The sequence below is a fragment of the Vibrio sp. 661 genome, from assembly GCF_033339315.1.
GTDB classification, from domain to species: Bacteria; Pseudomonadota; Gammaproteobacteria; order Enterobacterales; family Vibrionaceae; genus Vibrio; species Vibrio alginolyticus.
Genome location: NZ_JAWOUJ010000007.1, coordinates 187,837 through 202,467 on the forward strand (window position 1 = coordinate 187,837; position 14,631 = coordinate 202,467).

At 46.1% G+C, this 14,631-nt stretch carries 10 protein-coding genes and 1 pseudogene; 6 read left to right on the top strand and 5 right to left on the bottom strand.

What is annotated here, in order from left to right:
- Window positions 1-62: 62 nt before the first annotated feature.
- The 3 genes from R7P69_RS14650 (at window position 63) to dhaR (ending at window position 3,899) form a co-directional block, all read left to right on the top strand.
- Window positions 63-1,211, top strand: coding sequence for a mannitol-1-phosphate 5-dehydrogenase (locus tag R7P69_RS14650; protein WP_062730758.1), 1,149 nt, complete (start codon window positions 63-65; stop codon window positions 1,209-1,211).
- Window positions 1,212-1,297: 86 nt separating this feature from the next.
- On the top strand, window positions 1,298-1,828 hold the full coding sequence (locus R7P69_RS14655; RefSeq protein WP_005379708.1) for an MltR family transcriptional regulator: 531 nt from the start codon (window positions 1,298-1,300) through the stop codon (window positions 1,826-1,828).
- Between the two features lie 145 nt (window positions 1,829-1,973).
- Window positions 1,974-3,899 (top strand): dihydroxyacetone kinase operon transcriptional regulator DhaR, encoded by a 1,926-nt coding sequence (dhaR, locus tag R7P69_RS14660; protein WP_064353603.1) that lies wholly within the window; start codon window positions 1,974-1,976, stop codon window positions 3,897-3,899.
- 80 nt (window positions 3,900-3,979) lie between these two features.
- On the opposite strand, the gene ptsP is transcribed toward dhaR, so the two are convergent.
- The 3 genes from ptsP to dhaK are packed head-to-tail and all read right to left on the bottom strand — an operon-like array spanning window position 3,980 to window position 8,090.
- The gene (ptsP, locus tag R7P69_RS14665; RefSeq protein ID WP_064353602.1) at window positions 3,980-6,379 is read right to left on the bottom strand and encodes a phosphoenolpyruvate--protein phosphotransferase; all 2,400 of its coding nucleotides are present in this window, start codon (window positions 6,377-6,379) and stop codon (window positions 3,980-3,982) included.
- 1 nt (window position 6,380) lies between these two features.
- The gene (gene dhaL, locus R7P69_RS14670) at window positions 6,381-7,016 is read right to left on the bottom strand and encodes a dihydroxyacetone kinase subunit DhaL (protein WP_064353601.1); all 636 of its coding nucleotides are present in this window, start codon (window positions 7,014-7,016) and stop codon (window positions 6,381-6,383) included.
- 15 nt (window positions 7,017-7,031) lie between these two features.
- A complete protein-coding gene (dhaK, locus tag R7P69_RS14675) occupies window positions 7,032-8,090 on the bottom strand; it encodes a dihydroxyacetone kinase subunit DhaK (protein WP_064353600.1) in 1,059 nt (352 codons plus the stop codon).
- 353 nt (window positions 8,091-8,443) lie between these two features.
- On the opposite strand from dhaK, the gene R7P69_RS14680 reads away from it, so the two are divergent.
- Window positions 8,444-9,526 carry a glycerol dehydrogenase gene (locus R7P69_RS14680; protein ID WP_005379703.1) on the top strand — a complete coding sequence of 361 codons (1,083 nt, stop codon included), beginning with the start codon at window positions 8,444-8,446 and terminating at the stop codon, window positions 9,524-9,526.
- 84 nt (window positions 9,527-9,610) lie between these two features.
- Here R7P69_RS14680 and glmS read toward each other — a convergent pair whose 3' ends face one another.
- Together glmS and R7P69_RS14690 are read right to left on the bottom strand one after the other, a co-directional pair.
- Complete coding sequence (glmS, locus tag R7P69_RS14685) at window positions 9,611-11,443, bottom strand: glutamine--fructose-6-phosphate transaminase (isomerizing) (RefSeq protein WP_033906046.1); 1,833 nt, start codon at window positions 11,441-11,443, stop codon at window positions 9,611-9,613.
- Window positions 11,444-11,553: 110 nt separating this feature from the next.
- On the bottom strand, window positions 11,554-12,315 hold the full coding sequence (locus R7P69_RS14690; protein WP_005379701.1) for a DeoR/GlpR family DNA-binding transcription regulator: 762 nt from the start codon (window positions 12,313-12,315) through the stop codon (window positions 11,554-11,556).
- 433 nt (window positions 12,316-12,748) lie between these two features.
- Here R7P69_RS14690 and pykF point away from each other — a divergent pair, with 433 nt between their 5' ends.
- Window positions 12,749-14,161, top strand: a complete 1,413-nt coding sequence (gene pykF, locus R7P69_RS14695) for a pyruvate kinase PykF (protein ID WP_005379700.1) — start codon at window positions 12,749-12,751, stop codon at window positions 14,159-14,161.
- Window positions 14,162-14,327: 166 nt separating this feature from the next.
- Window positions 14,328-14,558: pseudogene (locus R7P69_RS14700) on the top strand (GntR family transcriptional regulator); the annotation flags it as partial.
- Between the last annotated feature and the right edge of the window lie 73 nt (window positions 14,559-14,631).

Sequence of the window (14,631 nt, forward strand, 5' to 3'; positions counted from 1 at the left end):
TATGCGGTTGGCCTCCCCCTAGTTTCGTAAGTCAACATTTTAGACATTGGTAGGTAAGAATTATGAAAAACGCAGTTCATTTTGGCGCAGGTAACATTGGTCGTGGCTTCATCGGAAAACTCTTAGCAGATGCAGAAGTCGAGGTCACATTTGCAGACGTTGACGCTCCACTCGTCGACCAACTGAGTCACAAGCAAGAATACAAAGTAAAAGTGGTCGGTACTGAGTGCCAAATCGACACAGTAACTCACGTCACCGCGGTAAACTCAGCCAGTGAAGATGTCATCGACCGCATTGTAAAAACCGACTTGGTAACAACAGCGGTTGGCCCTAACGTACTGGACATCATTGCAAAAACCATCGCTACCGGCATTGCTAAACGCTTTGCAGCAGGTAACGATAAGCCATTGAACATCATAGCGTGTGAAAACATGGTTCGCGGCACCACACACCTAAAAGGTGAAGTGTACAAACACTTGGATGAATCATTGCACGCGAAAGCAGACGAACTGGTTGGCTTTGTCGATTCAGCGGTAGACCGTATCGTCCCACCAGCAGAAGCAGCGAACGATGACCCACTAGAAGTGACGGTAGAGAGCTTTAGCGAATGGATTGTGGATGAGCAGCAATTCAAGGGCGAAATCCCTGACATCGCAGGCATGGAAAGAACCAATAACCTAATGGCGTTTGTAGAGCGTAAGCTCTTCACCCTCAATACAGGTCACTGCATTACCGCTTACCTAGGTTGCTTGAAAGGCCATCGTACCATTCGTGAAGCAATTGAAGACCCAAGCATTCACGCTGAAGTAAAACAGGCGATGCAAGAGAGTGGTGAAGTGCTGATCAAACGTTACGGCTTCGACCGTGACATGCACAACGCCTACATCGAGAAGATTTTAGGACGCTTTGCCAACCCTTATTTAGTTGATGAAGTTGATCGTGTTGGTCGCCAACCAATTCGTAAATTAGGTGCAAACGATAGATTAGTGAAGCCTTTACTCGGTACAATTGAGTATGGCACTGAAAATCAAACACTTTTGAAAGGCATTGCCGCTGCGTTGAAGTACACTAACGACACTGACCCACAAGCCGTAGAGCTACAAAACTCATTAAAAGAAGTGGGTGTGAAGAAGACGCTAGCGACATACACAGGTCTTGCAGAAGACAGTGCTGAAGTGGCTCAAATCGAGACACTTTACAACCAACTTTGATTTACCTAGGGGAGCTCGGCTCCCCTTCTATGTCCTTCTCTGCTTGAAGAGTTGGGATAGCTAATAATTAGAAATGTATTCAGTATATGGCAGATAACATCAACGAAACCGAGATCATTGAGCGATTAAACAGCGCACCATCGGTACGAGGCTTTTTCATTGCAGCAGTCGACGTTTTTAACGATTCGATCGACGGGTTGGTGCAAAGAATCTTTCGTAAAGATAACTTCGCTGTTCAATCAGTTGTCGGTCCGCTGCTACAAGACTCTGGACCGCTGGGCGATCTGTCTGTTCGTTTGAAGTTATTGTTTGGCTTGGGAGTGCTCCCCGATGACATTTACCACGACATCGAAGACATCATCAAACTCAAAAACCAACTCAATAGTGACGCTTCAGATTACGAATTCACTGACCCGAATATTCTAGAACCAATTAAGAAACTGCACTTGGTGAAGAAAATGGGCATGGTACAACTGGAAGTCAGCGAACCAGATGACGACATCGACCTTGAGTTTTATCAGCTACAACTGCAACGTCAACAACAAATCATTAAGTCAGGGCTCTCACTTGCCATTGTCGAGATTTGCAATGAGCTCGGCAAAGACAGCCCTTTTTAATCGAAAAACTGGCACGGAAGCCTCCTCAACTCGCCCCCCTTTTTGCACATTCTTCTATACAACGTGCGTGAAAGCCATCACAGTCCATATTCCGATGTCTCTGTAACATCAGACCAATCTATCGCTAGTATTGAAACGGTATCGCATGCTTTCAATCGAAGACACTAAAACTAAGTGGGAGTTTTTCCAGAAACACCACTGGGTATCTCCAGAATTTTCCCGCACTCCCGTCCTCGAGTCGTGGGAGCGTTGCATAAAGCAATGCAGCCCTTACACCTGGTCAAAACCACATATTGCTTCTGGATTTACCTTCTCATCTCTAATGAAGCGCAACGAATATCTCATCGAATGCGCCACGACCGTGCTTGAAGATACGTACGATATGCTTGGTGACGAAGACCTGGTATTGATGGTGACTGACGGCAACGGCTGCGTTCTATCTGTTGTGGGACATAACTCAATGCAACAAGAGATGCAGGCGCTCGGTATTAAACAAGGCTGTTTTCTCTCCGAAGGAAAGATAGGCACAAATGCAGTCAATCTCTGTATCAACACTCATATCCCGTGTGAAGTTTTTGCTGCCGAACATTTCAATCGCCACTTGCACTCTTATGCCTCTGTAGCGGCGCCTGTTTTTGACCAATTTGGCAAATTACGCGGTACAACATGCCTTTTCAGAAAAGCGGAAAGCTATAAGAAAGAAGACTTAGTCATCATCGCGTCGAGCGCGAAAGAAGTCAGCTTGCAAATCCACATTCAGTCGGAACAAGAAAACATGAACCGCCTCACTTGTGCGCATAACGCAACGTTAGAGTGCATGGATGACGGCCTTCTGGCCTGGGATGAAGAGAGCCGTATAACCATGGTAAATCACCAGTCCGAGCGCTTGTTAAACATTAAAGCCAGTCAGGTCTTGGATAAAGAAGTCTTTTCTGTTTTGCGCTTCCCACCGAATGTCCTTACTAGTATTGAGTCAGGTGCGAGCATAAACCGTAAACTCACAACGGTAGAGGTTCGTGGCGAGTTTGTTGAAGCGATCATCACCTTGCGTCCACTCAACGACGGCACACACTTATTGTTCTTGCACCCTATCGATAAAATTCGCGAACTTGCTCAACAACAAATAGGTGGCAGTGCGCGCTATACGTTCAGCACTTTGCCTGTCATTTCACGAAAAATGAAGCATGTCATTACCGTTGCAAAACGGGCCATAAAGTCCAAATCACCGATTCTAATTACGGGTGAAGAAGGTGTAGGAAAAGCCACTCTCGCCATGGCGATCCATAACGAAAGCACTTACAAAGAAGGGCCGTTCATTACGCTCAACTGCCGCTCCATCAATACAGAGCAACTGGTCAAAGAAACTCTGGGGTATGACGAAGGGCAAGGCATGCCTTCAAAGTTTGAGCTCGCCCATGGCGGTACGCTCTTTTTAGAAAAGGTGGAATATCTGTCGCCCGATTTACAAGCCGTGCTACTTAAGTTGTTAAAAACTGGGCTCGTCAGCCGCAGCGACAGTTTGCGATTGATCCCCGTAGATTTTCAACTTATTACCAGCACCGCTTCAGAGATCAGCGAGTATGTCACTCAGCGCTCATTTGGTCGGCAACTTTATTATGAAATCTCCTCGAACGAGCTGCATATTCCGCCACTACGAAAGCGTAAAGAAGACATTGAATTTCTCGTCCAGCAACTTATCAGCCATTATGAACGCCGCCACAATGTGACGATCTCGATAGAGCCAGTCGCACTGGAAGCGTTGATGAATTTTCGTTGGTCAGGCAACAACTCTGAATTAAGAAATCGAACTGAGCGAATTTTGCTTAACCGCAGTTCCAACTTAATCAAGCTGAACGATATTCCTGAAGACATTAAACTGAATTCTCGCCATACCGCAGAAAATACGCCAGTAATCACGTTAGAAGAAGCCGAGAGAAGAGCGATTGTTCAGGCTTGGAATCAGTGTGATGGCAAAATGCATGATATGGCGAAAGCATTGCAAATTGGCCGCACGACCTTATGGAGAAAAATTAATAAGTTTGGGCTGCAGGAGCAAATGAAGCTGTATTAAGTCGTGAATTGGCGTTCCTATAACAAAAGTAAAACCGGCGTAAGCACGCCGGTACAGGTGTACTAACGATAAGGTATCGATTAAACATCGACAGACAACTGACGAATCTGCGCTTTTAGTCCCGGTAGCATGCTCGAACTGGCGCTGAATTTTCGCAACCCCACGCGAAGCAATGTTTCTGTGGCATTTGGATCGCCAGCCATCTCACCACACATACTAACCGGTATGCCCGCGCAATCGCCTGCTGCACACGTGAGCTCAATGGCTTTTAGTACCGATGGTTCAAAGTAGTTCACCAATTCAGCAACAGCGGCGTTACCTCGATCGGCGGCCATAACATATTGAGTCAAATCATTGGTGCCGATAGAGAAAAAGTCGACTTCTTGGGCTAACGCATCAGCATTTAACACCGCGGCTGGTACCTCAATCATAATACCAACGGGCAAATGAGTCGCATCCAAGCCGAGTTGGTTTGCTTGATGCGCCAACAGCACTTTTACTTTTCTCACTTCTTCAACCTGAGCCACCATCGGTATCATCAATTGAATATTCGGTTGCTCGTGAAAGGCTCTCAGAATGGCTCGAAGTTGAGCGGTAAACAATGACTCATGTTGAAGGCACAACCGCACCCCTCTCAAACCTAAAAATGGATTATCTTCTGCTGGCATAGGATAAGCGGCTAAAGGCTTATCACCGCCAACATCTAGACTACGAATCGTAAGTGGCTTATCACCAAGTGCGGCAGCAATATCACGATACACTTGGTATTGCGCTTCCTCAGTTGGCAACTCATCACTGTTTTGAAATAGAAACTCAGTCCGGAATAGACCAACGCCCTCAGCTCCTGATGTTAGTGCATCATCAATATCTTTCGGTCCACCAATATTGGCGAATACTGGAATATGGACACCATCACAGGTGACTGCGGCTTGCTGAGCACTCGCTAGCGCACTTTGTCGGGTGCTTTGCCACTCAATTTGTTGCGCTTCTAATTCCTGCTGTACGGCATCTGAAGGAGAGAACCATAAATGCCCTCGAAAGCCATCAATAGTCACCACTTGACCAGCACGCACAGCATCAAGGCAGCCCTGAGCTTTAACGATGGCAGGAATCCCCATCGCACGAGCAAGAATCGCACTGTGAGAGGTTTTCCCTCCCTCACTCAAACAGATACCAAGCACTTTCGATTTATCAAGCCCGGCCACATCAGAAGGCATCAGGTCGCGGGCCAACAAAATACTCGGTTCCTGAATGTCGATGGCATTAGGCGTTACGCCTGTCATTTCGACCATAACTTGGCGTGCGATATCATGCACATCTGCTTCGCGTTCCCGCATGTACTGACTTTCTGCCTGGCGAAACTCTTCGGCCAACGTTTGCAGTGATTCTACCCAAGCTTGCTCGGCTATCATGCCCGTTTGAATTCGCGACTCGACCGATGCCCATAATTCTGGGTCACTGAGCATCATGCTATGAGCGGAAAATATTTCCCCTTTCGGCTGCTTCGCTTGCTCCTGCAAATGTTGAACAACCACGCCTATCGCACGCTTAACCCGTTCAATTTCATCTTGTTCACTTTGGAAATCACGTTCAGGCACTGCTGGCATTTCATGAGTAAAAAGGACAGCAGGAGCAGTAGCGATACCGTCATTGACTCGAATACCAACAACAGCACCTTCAATCTGATTTGAGGCCATGCCATCGAGCAGAGTATCCGAGCTTTCTTCAGGTTCGACAATGCCTTGCTCAACCGCCTCTTTTTCTCCGAAGTGCTCACTAGCTAAGGCTTCAAATGCCTTGATTGCTTCACTGGATTGAGAGCCGAGTGCGCACAGCGTGATCGTCTCTTGACTACGAACGCCAAGTTTCGCAATGCTGTTCAAGCTTTTCGCGTTCACACGGCGCTCGCCTTTTTTCAACCATAATTGACAGTCGAAAGGCGCGAGTGCACCAACAATGGCCGCAGCGGGACGAGCATGTAATCCATGCGGATTTTGCACTACCCAATCAAATGTCCGTTCTTGCTCAAAGTTCTCTGATACTGGCGCTATCTCAGCGGATGTTAGTGGCTGATCACCAAGATGCTCTTGTTTTACGCTTAACGCATTCTGTGCCTCTTCGACTACCGTCGATAAAGGTAGTCCGGCAGCAGCAGCCACCGACGCCGCCATGGTTCCTTCAACAATAGGTGCCGAGATAAGGGTGACATTTTCCCTCACATGATCATCAATCAGGTCCAGAGCCATTTCCGTGCTAAGCAACGCGCTGCCAAGATCCATCAACACAACAACCCCTTGTTGATCTTGTACCTGCTCAATCGCTTCCATCACGGCAATGGCATCGGTTCCGATCGGGTTCTCTGGATCATCAATCCCAGCAGCAATCGCAAGCTTGGCTTTGCCTTGCGTCATTTGGGTGGCAAGTTCTGCCACCCCTTCTGCAAGTCGACGACTATGAGATACAACTACAATTCCCACCATCTTAATTACCTGCTATTACCTGCTGGAGTGCTTTAATCATTAACAAAGAAGAGGTTGCACCGGGATCTTGGTGACCAATACTACGTTCCCCCAGATAGCTTGCTCGCCCTTTTTTCGCCAACATTTCAATCGTGGCAACCGCGCTCGTTTCTGCTAGCTCAACCATTTCATTCAGTAAGTGATCGGCGCTCATACCATTTTCTAACGACGCCTTCACGCTAACTAAAACGGGTAACCAAACATCACACATGGTTTTATCACCCAGCTCTGCTTTACCACGAGACACCACGCCATCCACACCGCTTTTTAGTGCATCCACCAACTCTTCAAACGTTAATTGCTCTCGGGCTCCGACAGCGGCGGCCGTGCGAATAAACAGCGTGCCATACAGAGGGCCACTTGCCCCACCGACACTAGAAAGCAAGGTCATGCCCGTATTCTTGAGAATGCTGCCGATATTTTGGTCCGCAAATTGCGGCAGTTTTTCCGCGACTTTTTTAAAGCCACGGTTCATATTGAGACCGTGGTCTGCGTCACCAATATCACGATCAAGGTCGGTCAGAAAATCTTGATTCTCTTGATACGTTTTTGCACATAACTCTAGCCAGTGAACGATATGTTGTTTTTCAATTTGCATGTTTGCTCCCCCCTGTTACCACTTGATCGCGGCCGTATCGACAGGAGCATCAAACAGCTCCAACATCTCTTTGTCTGCCTTCAGCAACGTAATCGAAACGCCTTCCATATCGAGTGACGTACAGAAGTTACCAACCATATTACGCACGATACGGAACCCTGCTTGCTCGCAGTTATGAGCCAGACGGCGGTACACTCCGTAAAGCTCTGAAGTTGGCGTACCACCCATACCATTCACCATCACGATGTAGTTGTGTTCAGCGGCGAAAGGCTCAATGCTGGACTCCACTTCATCCCATTCACCTTCGTCACGATTCCAAATACGCAATGTGCGCTGATAAGGCGTGTTTTCAGCAACTTCAGCAAACATTTCATCCACTAACGTATCGACATCGGTGTATTTCACTCGCTTGATACCTGGTTCACCATGGATACCAACACCAAACTCCACTTCATCATCTTCCAGAACAAAAGATGGTTTACCTGCTGCGGGTACAACACAAGCATTAAGCGCCACGCCAAATGAACGACAGTGATTATTAACGCGACGAGCCAGTGCTTCACATTGCTCCAACGAATAACCTTTGCTCGCGGCAGCCCCAACTAACTTTTCAACCAATACCGTTCCAGCTACGCCACGGCGACCAGCGGTATACAGGCTGTCTTTGACTGCAACATCGTCATCCACCAACACCGACCCAACTTTGATGCCATCGGTATGAAGCAGCTCCACAGCCGTTTCAAAGTTCAACACGTCTCCGGTGTAGTTTTTAATGATAAATAGCACGCCTTCACCAGTATTCACTTGGTTGCCACATTCGTACATTTGATCTGGCGTTGGTGAAGTAAATACCTCTCCAGGGCAGGCGCCTGTCAGCATGCCTTTACCAATAAAACCTGCGTGCAAAGGTTCATGACCACAGCCACCACCAGAAACCAGTGCCACTTGCCCCGGTGTTTCCTCGTGCCACATGTAACGAGGTTCGTAGTTCGCTTTTAGCTCTGGGCGAGATAAAGCCAGACCTTCCATTTGCTGCAATACAACATCATCAACTTGGTTAATTAACTTTTTCATCGTTCTATCTCATTCCATTTATATTTTTATGTAGGGTATGAATTCATCTTAAACAGAGAAAATGCGTGCTCAACAAAAATCAATCCGTTTCATATTGAAACAAAAACTTCGGCATTATTGTTTCAATATGAAACGAAAAACGACAAATTTTCCTGAATAGTGATCGTCGCCATAAAGCATGCTGATTCTTATTACTTCTGGCAGTCGGTTTGACACAGAGGTCATAAAAGCATGGAACAAAACCAGAGATATCCTTCACCACTTACCACACCAAACCTAATATAAACCTTATCCCTACAATGGATATTCATTGCAGTCCAAAACACACATAAAAAAGGTTAAAGGTTTGAATTATGGACAAAATTATTATCAGCCCAAGCAAATACGTCCAAGGTGAACAAGTACTTACATCTATCGCTCACTATGTGAAAACATTGGGTGAACGTCCGTTAGTAATTGCCGATGAGTTCGTGACTAACCTGGTTGGTGATGACGTCAAACAAAGTTTTGCTGACGAAAAGCTTCCACTCACTATGAACATTTTTGGTGGCGAATGTTCACGCGTTGAGATTGAACGCATCACGGACATTTGTGCCACTCAAAAACACGATGTCATTGTCGGTATTGGTGGTGGTAAAACGTTAGATACAGCAAAGGCTGTTGCGTTTTACACAAAAATTCCTGTCGTGGTGGTTCCTACGATTGCCTCGACTGATGCGCCAACCTCAGCGCTTGCGGTGATATACACACCTGAAGGTGAATTTGCAGAATATTTGATGATCCCTAAAAACCCAGACATGGTCATCATGGATACGTCAGTCATCGCCAAAGCCCCTGTTCGCTTACTTGTATCGGGGATGGGCGACGCGCTTTCCACCTACTTTGAAGCTCGTGCCAACATGACTTCTGGTAAGGCAACAATGGCTGGTGGGTTAGCGACGCGTTCAGCACAAGCGCTTGCGAAACTTTGCTATGAAACCTTGCTTGAAGATGGTGTAAAAGCAAAAGCTGCAGTAGAAAATGGTGTGAGCACCAAAGCGGTAGAAAACATTATTGAAGCCAATACATACCTGAGCGGTATCGGTTTTGAAAGCAGTGGTCTAGCGGGTGCTCACGCTATTCATAACGGCCTAACTAAGCTTGAAGAGTGTCATCATCTCTATCATGGTGAGAAAGTCGCGTTCGGCACACTAGTTCAGCTGGTACTAGAAAACGCAGCGATGGAAGAGATTAATACGGTTCTTGCATTCTGCCGCTCTGTAGGTCTACCAACCAACTTATTTGATATGGGCGTTAAAGAGCTTAACCACGCTAAGTTGCGCGAGGTCGCCGAAGCCTCAACGGCCGAGGGAGAAACCATCCACAATATGCCATTCCCAGTGACGGCAGAAAATGTCTACTCTGCAATTCTAACCGCTCACCAGTTGGGTCAATAACTCACAAACCTTAAAATGGGTTTAAATAAAAAAGCGGCACATACTCTCGCATGTGCCGCTCAGGATTTTTGCTGTTAAGCGTAATTACTCAACCGTTACCGCTTTCGCTAGGTTACGTGGTTGGTCTACGTCCGTACCTTTGATCAGTGCTACGTAGTAAGACAGCAATTGCATTGGGATGGTGTAGTAGATCGCCGCCGTGATTTCACTAACGTGAGGCATCGTGATGATCTTCATTGTTTCATCGCCTTCGAAGCCTGCGTCTGCATCTGCGAATACATACAGAAGACCGCCACGCGCACGTACTTCCTCAACGTTTGATTTTAGCTTTTCAAGTAGGTCGTTGCTTGGTGCAACCACAACAACAGGCATGTCAGCATCAATTAGAGCCAGAGGACCGTGTTTTAGTTCACCCGCCGCGTACGCTTCTGCGTGGATGTAAGAGATCTCTTTCAGTTTTAGAGACGCTTCCATCGCGATTGGGTAGAACTCGCCACGGCCTAGGAACAATGTGTGGTGCTTGTCTGCAAAATCCGTTGCTAGTGCTTCAATTTCTTTCTCGAAAGAAAGTGCCGCGTTGATTTGCTTAGGAAGTGCATGCAGCGCTTCAACAATCTCTTTTTCTTTCTCTTTGCTGATGCGGCCTTGCTCTTTACCTAGTGCTGTTACCAGCATAAGTAGTGCAGAAAGCTGAGTCGTGAACGCTTTGGTTGAAGCCACGCCGATTTCGACGCCAGCGCGAGTCATGAATGCAAAATCTGATTCACGAACCAGAGAAGAGCCTGCTACGTTACAAATGGTCATCGCCGCCATATAACCTTTCTCTTTCGCAAGACGAAGTGCTGCTAACGTATCTGCAGTTTCACCAGACTGAGACAACGTAATAAGAAGGCTGTTTGGACGAGTCACAAACTTGCGGTAACGGAACTCAGACGCGATTTCTACATCACAGCTAACGCCAGCAATGTCTTCAAACCAGTAACGCGCTGTCATACCTGCGTTGTAAGACGTACCACACGCGACGATTTGTACGTGTTCTACTTTGCTTAGAATGTCTGCCGCGTGCACACCGATCGCGTCTGTCACAACAGAGTCTGCCGTGATACGACCTTCCATTGTGTTGATCAACGCTTTAGGTTGCTCATAGATTTCTTTTTGCATGAAGTGACGGTATTGGCCTTTATCACCTGCATCATGCTCTGCGTTAGATTCAACAATTTCACGCTCAACTGGCTCACCCGTTGCATCAAACACAGTGACTTCACGGCGAGTAATTTCTGCTACGTCCCCTTCTTCTAGGTACATGAAACGGCGCGTAACGTTAAGTAATGCAAGTTGGTCAGACGCTAGGAAGTTTTCACCTACACCAAAACCGATCACGATCGGGCTGCCTGAACGCGCTACTACGATGCGTGAAGGATCTTTGCGATCCAACGCTACCGTGCCGTATGCGCCTTCAAGTTGTTTTGCTGTTTTTTGTACCGCTTCTAATAGCGTTTCTGAAGTACGAAGTTCCCACTCAACCATGTGTGCGATAACTTCTGTATCCGTTTGCGATTCAAACACGTAGCCACGAGATTGAAGCAGCTCACGCAGCTCTTCATGGTTTTCGATGATGCCGTTATGGACAACTGCGATATCACCAGACATGTGTGGGTGAGCATTGATTTCAGAAGGTTCACCGTGCGTCGCCCAACGAGTGTGCGCAATGCCAGTTCCGCCGATCACTTTTGCTTCTTCTACTGCATCAGCCAATTCTTGTACTTTACCCAAGCGACGAACGCGCGTTAGGTTTGATTCGCCATCAACAACCGCAACGCCAGCAGAGTCGTAACCGCGGTACTCTAAGCGGCGTAGACCTTCAACCAAAATTTCTGCAACATCTCGTTGTGCTACTGCACCTACGATTCCACACATGTGTTTATCTCCGTTTGTAGTTTTGTTCTTCCCTAGCCATGATTTCAAATAGAGGCAGCAAGCAAAGGCCTTTATCCAGAGGGAAGTGAAATATGAAACTGATTACATCATTAGGCGCAAATGACTTTCACGCCATGTTGTTCAATCTGTACTTTATGCTCTGCTTGGATATCTGCATCGGTCACCAACACATCAACTTGATGCCAAGCGAGCTCTAAGTTTGGGATCTTACGGCCGATTTTTTCGGACTCTATCATTACGATCACTTCACGTGACGCTTCTGCCATTACCTTACTTAAGCCAACCAACTCATTAAATGTCGTGGTTCCACGCTCGAGATCGATGCCATCCGCACCGATGAATAGTTGGTCAAAGTCGTAAGCTCGTAATACAGATTCGGCTACTTTGCCTTGAAAGGACTCTGAGTGCGTATCCCAAGTACCGCCAGTCATCAGCAGTGTCGGTTCGCTCTCTAATTCATTTAGGGCGTTAGCAACATGCAACGAGTTGGTCATGACCACTAAGCCACGTTTGTCATTCAACTGTTGAATCAGCGCGGCAGTCGTGCTGCCACTGTCGATCACGATGCGATTATGATCGCGAATCAATGATGCTGCTGCTTTTGCTAAGCTTAACTTTCGAGTCGAAACATTAGCGCCCAATTCTTCGTGAATGACTTCCTTTGGGATAGCAATCGCACCGCCATAGCGGCGTAGAAGTTGGCCGTTTTTCTCTAAAGAAGCTAAATCCTTTCTAATCGTGACCTCTGAGGTTTCGAATTTCTGAGCAAGTTCATCAACGCTGACTTCTCCTAGTTCAGAAACCAAGTTAGAAATGGCGTGTCTTCTTAATTGAGTATTTCGTTTCGACATTTAAGTTTTGACTTTAAGTTTCGATGTGAAACTTATTATAGTCAAACCGAAACTTTCAAGTCCATTTATTTCGATCCAAAAAATTAATATTTCTCGATAAAACCTTGTCCTAAGACAATTCTTAAACAGTGATATTGGATTCATTCAGTGGTAGAATTCGCCACCGAAAAGAAAAAAAATTACAGAATTGAAGGCTATTTTTTTGCAACTTTCTGCATATAAAGTGGGATTAGTCACAAAAAGGTAACCAAAATCGCCGATCTTTTAGTCATAAAATGACTAAACTTGGTGAAAGACTTTCAGAATCTGAAGTTCTAATAATGAGACGAAAAATCGGTGGATGACAGGTACTAAATGTCATCAAAAACGTCCTGACTTCAGAGTAAATAACCGACTTTCAAATTGTAACTATACTTACCGGAGAGTATCTTCCATGAAAAAGACCAAAATCGTATGTACGATTGGCCCTAAAACAGAATCTGTAGAGAAGCTAACTGAACTAGTTAACGCAGGCATGAACGTAATGCGCCTTAACTTCTCTCACGGTGACTACGAAGAACACGGCACTCGTATCGCGAACTTCCGTAAAGTAATGGAAGCTACTGGCAAACCACTAGCAATTCTTCTAGATACTAAAGGTCCAGAAATCCGCACTATCAAGCTAGAAGGCGGTAACGATGTTGATCTAGTAGCAGGTCAAGAATTCACTTTCACAACTGACACTTCAGTTGTAGGTAACAAAGATAAAGTTGCAGTAACTTACGCTGGTTTCGCAGCCGACCTAAACGTAGGTAACACTATCCTAGTAGACGACGGTCTAATCGAGATGGAAGTTATCTCTAAGACTGAAACTGAAGTTAAATGTAAAGTTCTTAACAACGGTGCACTAGGCGAAAACAAAGGTGTTAACCTTCCTGGCGTTTCTGTAAACCTACCTGCACTATCTGAAAAAGATAAGAACGACCTTAAGTTTGGTTGTGAGCAAGGCGTTGACTTCGTAGCAGCTTCTTTCATCCGTAAAGCGTCTGACGTTCAAGAAATCCGTGAAGTACTTGCTGCAAACGGCGGCGAGAACATCCACATCATCTCTAAGATCGAAAACCAAGAAGGTGTTGATAACTTCGACGAGATCCTAGATCTTTCTGACGGCATCATGGTTGCACGTGGTGACCTAGGTGTTGAAATCCCAGCTGAAGAAGTAATCTTCGCTCAGAAAATGATGATCGAGAAGTGTAACCGTGCACGTAAGATGGTTATCACAGCAACTCAAATGCTTGATTCTATGATCAACAACCCACGTCCTACTCGTGCGGAAGCAGGCGACGTTGCTAACGCGGTAATGGACGGTACTGACGCAGTAATGCTTTCTGGTGAAACGGCGAAAGGTAAATACCCTGTTGAAGCGGTAACTATCATGGCTCAAATCGCGAACCGTACTGACTCAGCGCTAAAAGCTGAACTAGGTTCTCGTCTAGACAGCCCACGTCTTCGCATCACTGAAGCAGTATGTAAAGGCGCTGTAGACACAGCTGAGAAACTAGCTGCTCCACTTATCGTTGTTGCAACTGAAGGCGGTAAGTCTGCACGTTCAGTACGTAAGTACTTCCCAACTGCAAACATCCTAGCGCTAACAACTAACAAGAAAACTGCTGCACAGCTAGTTCTAACTAAAGGTGTTACTCCTGTAGTTGTTGATTCAATCGAAAGCACTGACGCATTCTACGTAGCGGGTAAAGAACTTGCTCTAGAATCAGGTCTAGGTAACAAAGGCGATATCGTTGTTATGGTTTCTGGCGCTCTAGTTGCTTCAGGTACTACGAACACAGCTTCTGTACACGTACTATAAGACTGAACTTTTAACACTTCAGTTTCTTGAGAAGGAGGGCTTATGCCCTCCTTTTTTATATGGCTTTCTTGCTCTCATAATAGGCTAATTGTATTATTCACCTCTATCAGAATTTCGTACTGTTTAATTTTATCGTCACGATTAAAGTTTCTTCTATGAGGTGTATGTGTCTAGTCCCACTCTTACCGACAAAGTATTAAGAATGATCCGTCAGGATATTCTCGATGGCGAGCTTAAACCAGGTCAAAAACTCGTGGTTGCCGAACTCAAAGAGAAGTACAACGTAGGAGCGTCACCCATTCGAGAAGCATTGGTGCAATTATCTTGGAGCAAATACGTCAAACTCGAGCCGCAAAAAGGCTGCTGGGTTGCACCTGTATGTAAAGATGAGTTTGACCCGTCCTGATATGGGTTGACACTTTTTAACTAAAACGCTCGATGTACTTCATCGGGCGTTTTGTATTTTAAAG

Excerpts from the sequence above, each read along its gene's own strand:
- R7P69_RS14650 (WP_062730758.1), top strand. The coding sequence starts at position 63 with ATGAAAAACGCAGTTCATTTTGGCGCAGGTAACATTGGTCGTGGCTTC.
- R7P69_RS14655 (WP_005379708.1), top strand. The coding sequence starts at position 1,298 with ATGGCAGATAACATCAACGAAACCGAGATCATTGAGCGATTAAACAGC.
- dhaR (WP_064353603.1), top strand. The coding sequence starts at position 1,974 with ATGCTTTCAATCGAAGACACTAAAACTAAGTGGGAGTTTTTCCAGAAA.
- ptsP (WP_064353602.1), bottom strand. The coding sequence starts at position 6,379 with ATGGTGGGAATTGTAGTTGTATCTCATAGTCGTCGACTTGCAGAAGGG.
- dhaL (WP_064353601.1), bottom strand. The coding sequence starts at position 7,016 with ATGCAAATTGAAAAACAACATATCGTTCACTGGCTAGAGTTATGTGCA.
- dhaK (WP_064353600.1), bottom strand. The coding sequence starts at position 8,090 with ATGAAAAAGTTAATTAACCAAGTTGATGATGTTGTATTGCAGCAAATG.
- R7P69_RS14680 (WP_005379703.1), top strand. The coding sequence starts at position 8,444 with ATGGACAAAATTATTATCAGCCCAAGCAAATACGTCCAAGGTGAACAA.
- glmS (WP_033906046.1), bottom strand. The coding sequence starts at position 11,443 with ATGTGTGGAATCGTAGGTGCAGTAGCACAACGAGATGTTGCAGAAATT.
- R7P69_RS14690 (WP_005379701.1), bottom strand. The coding sequence starts at position 12,315 with ATGTCGAAACGAAATACTCAATTAAGAAGACACGCCATTTCTAACTTG.
- pykF (WP_005379700.1), top strand. The coding sequence starts at position 12,749 with ATGAAAAAGACCAAAATCGTATGTACGATTGGCCCTAAAACAGAATCT.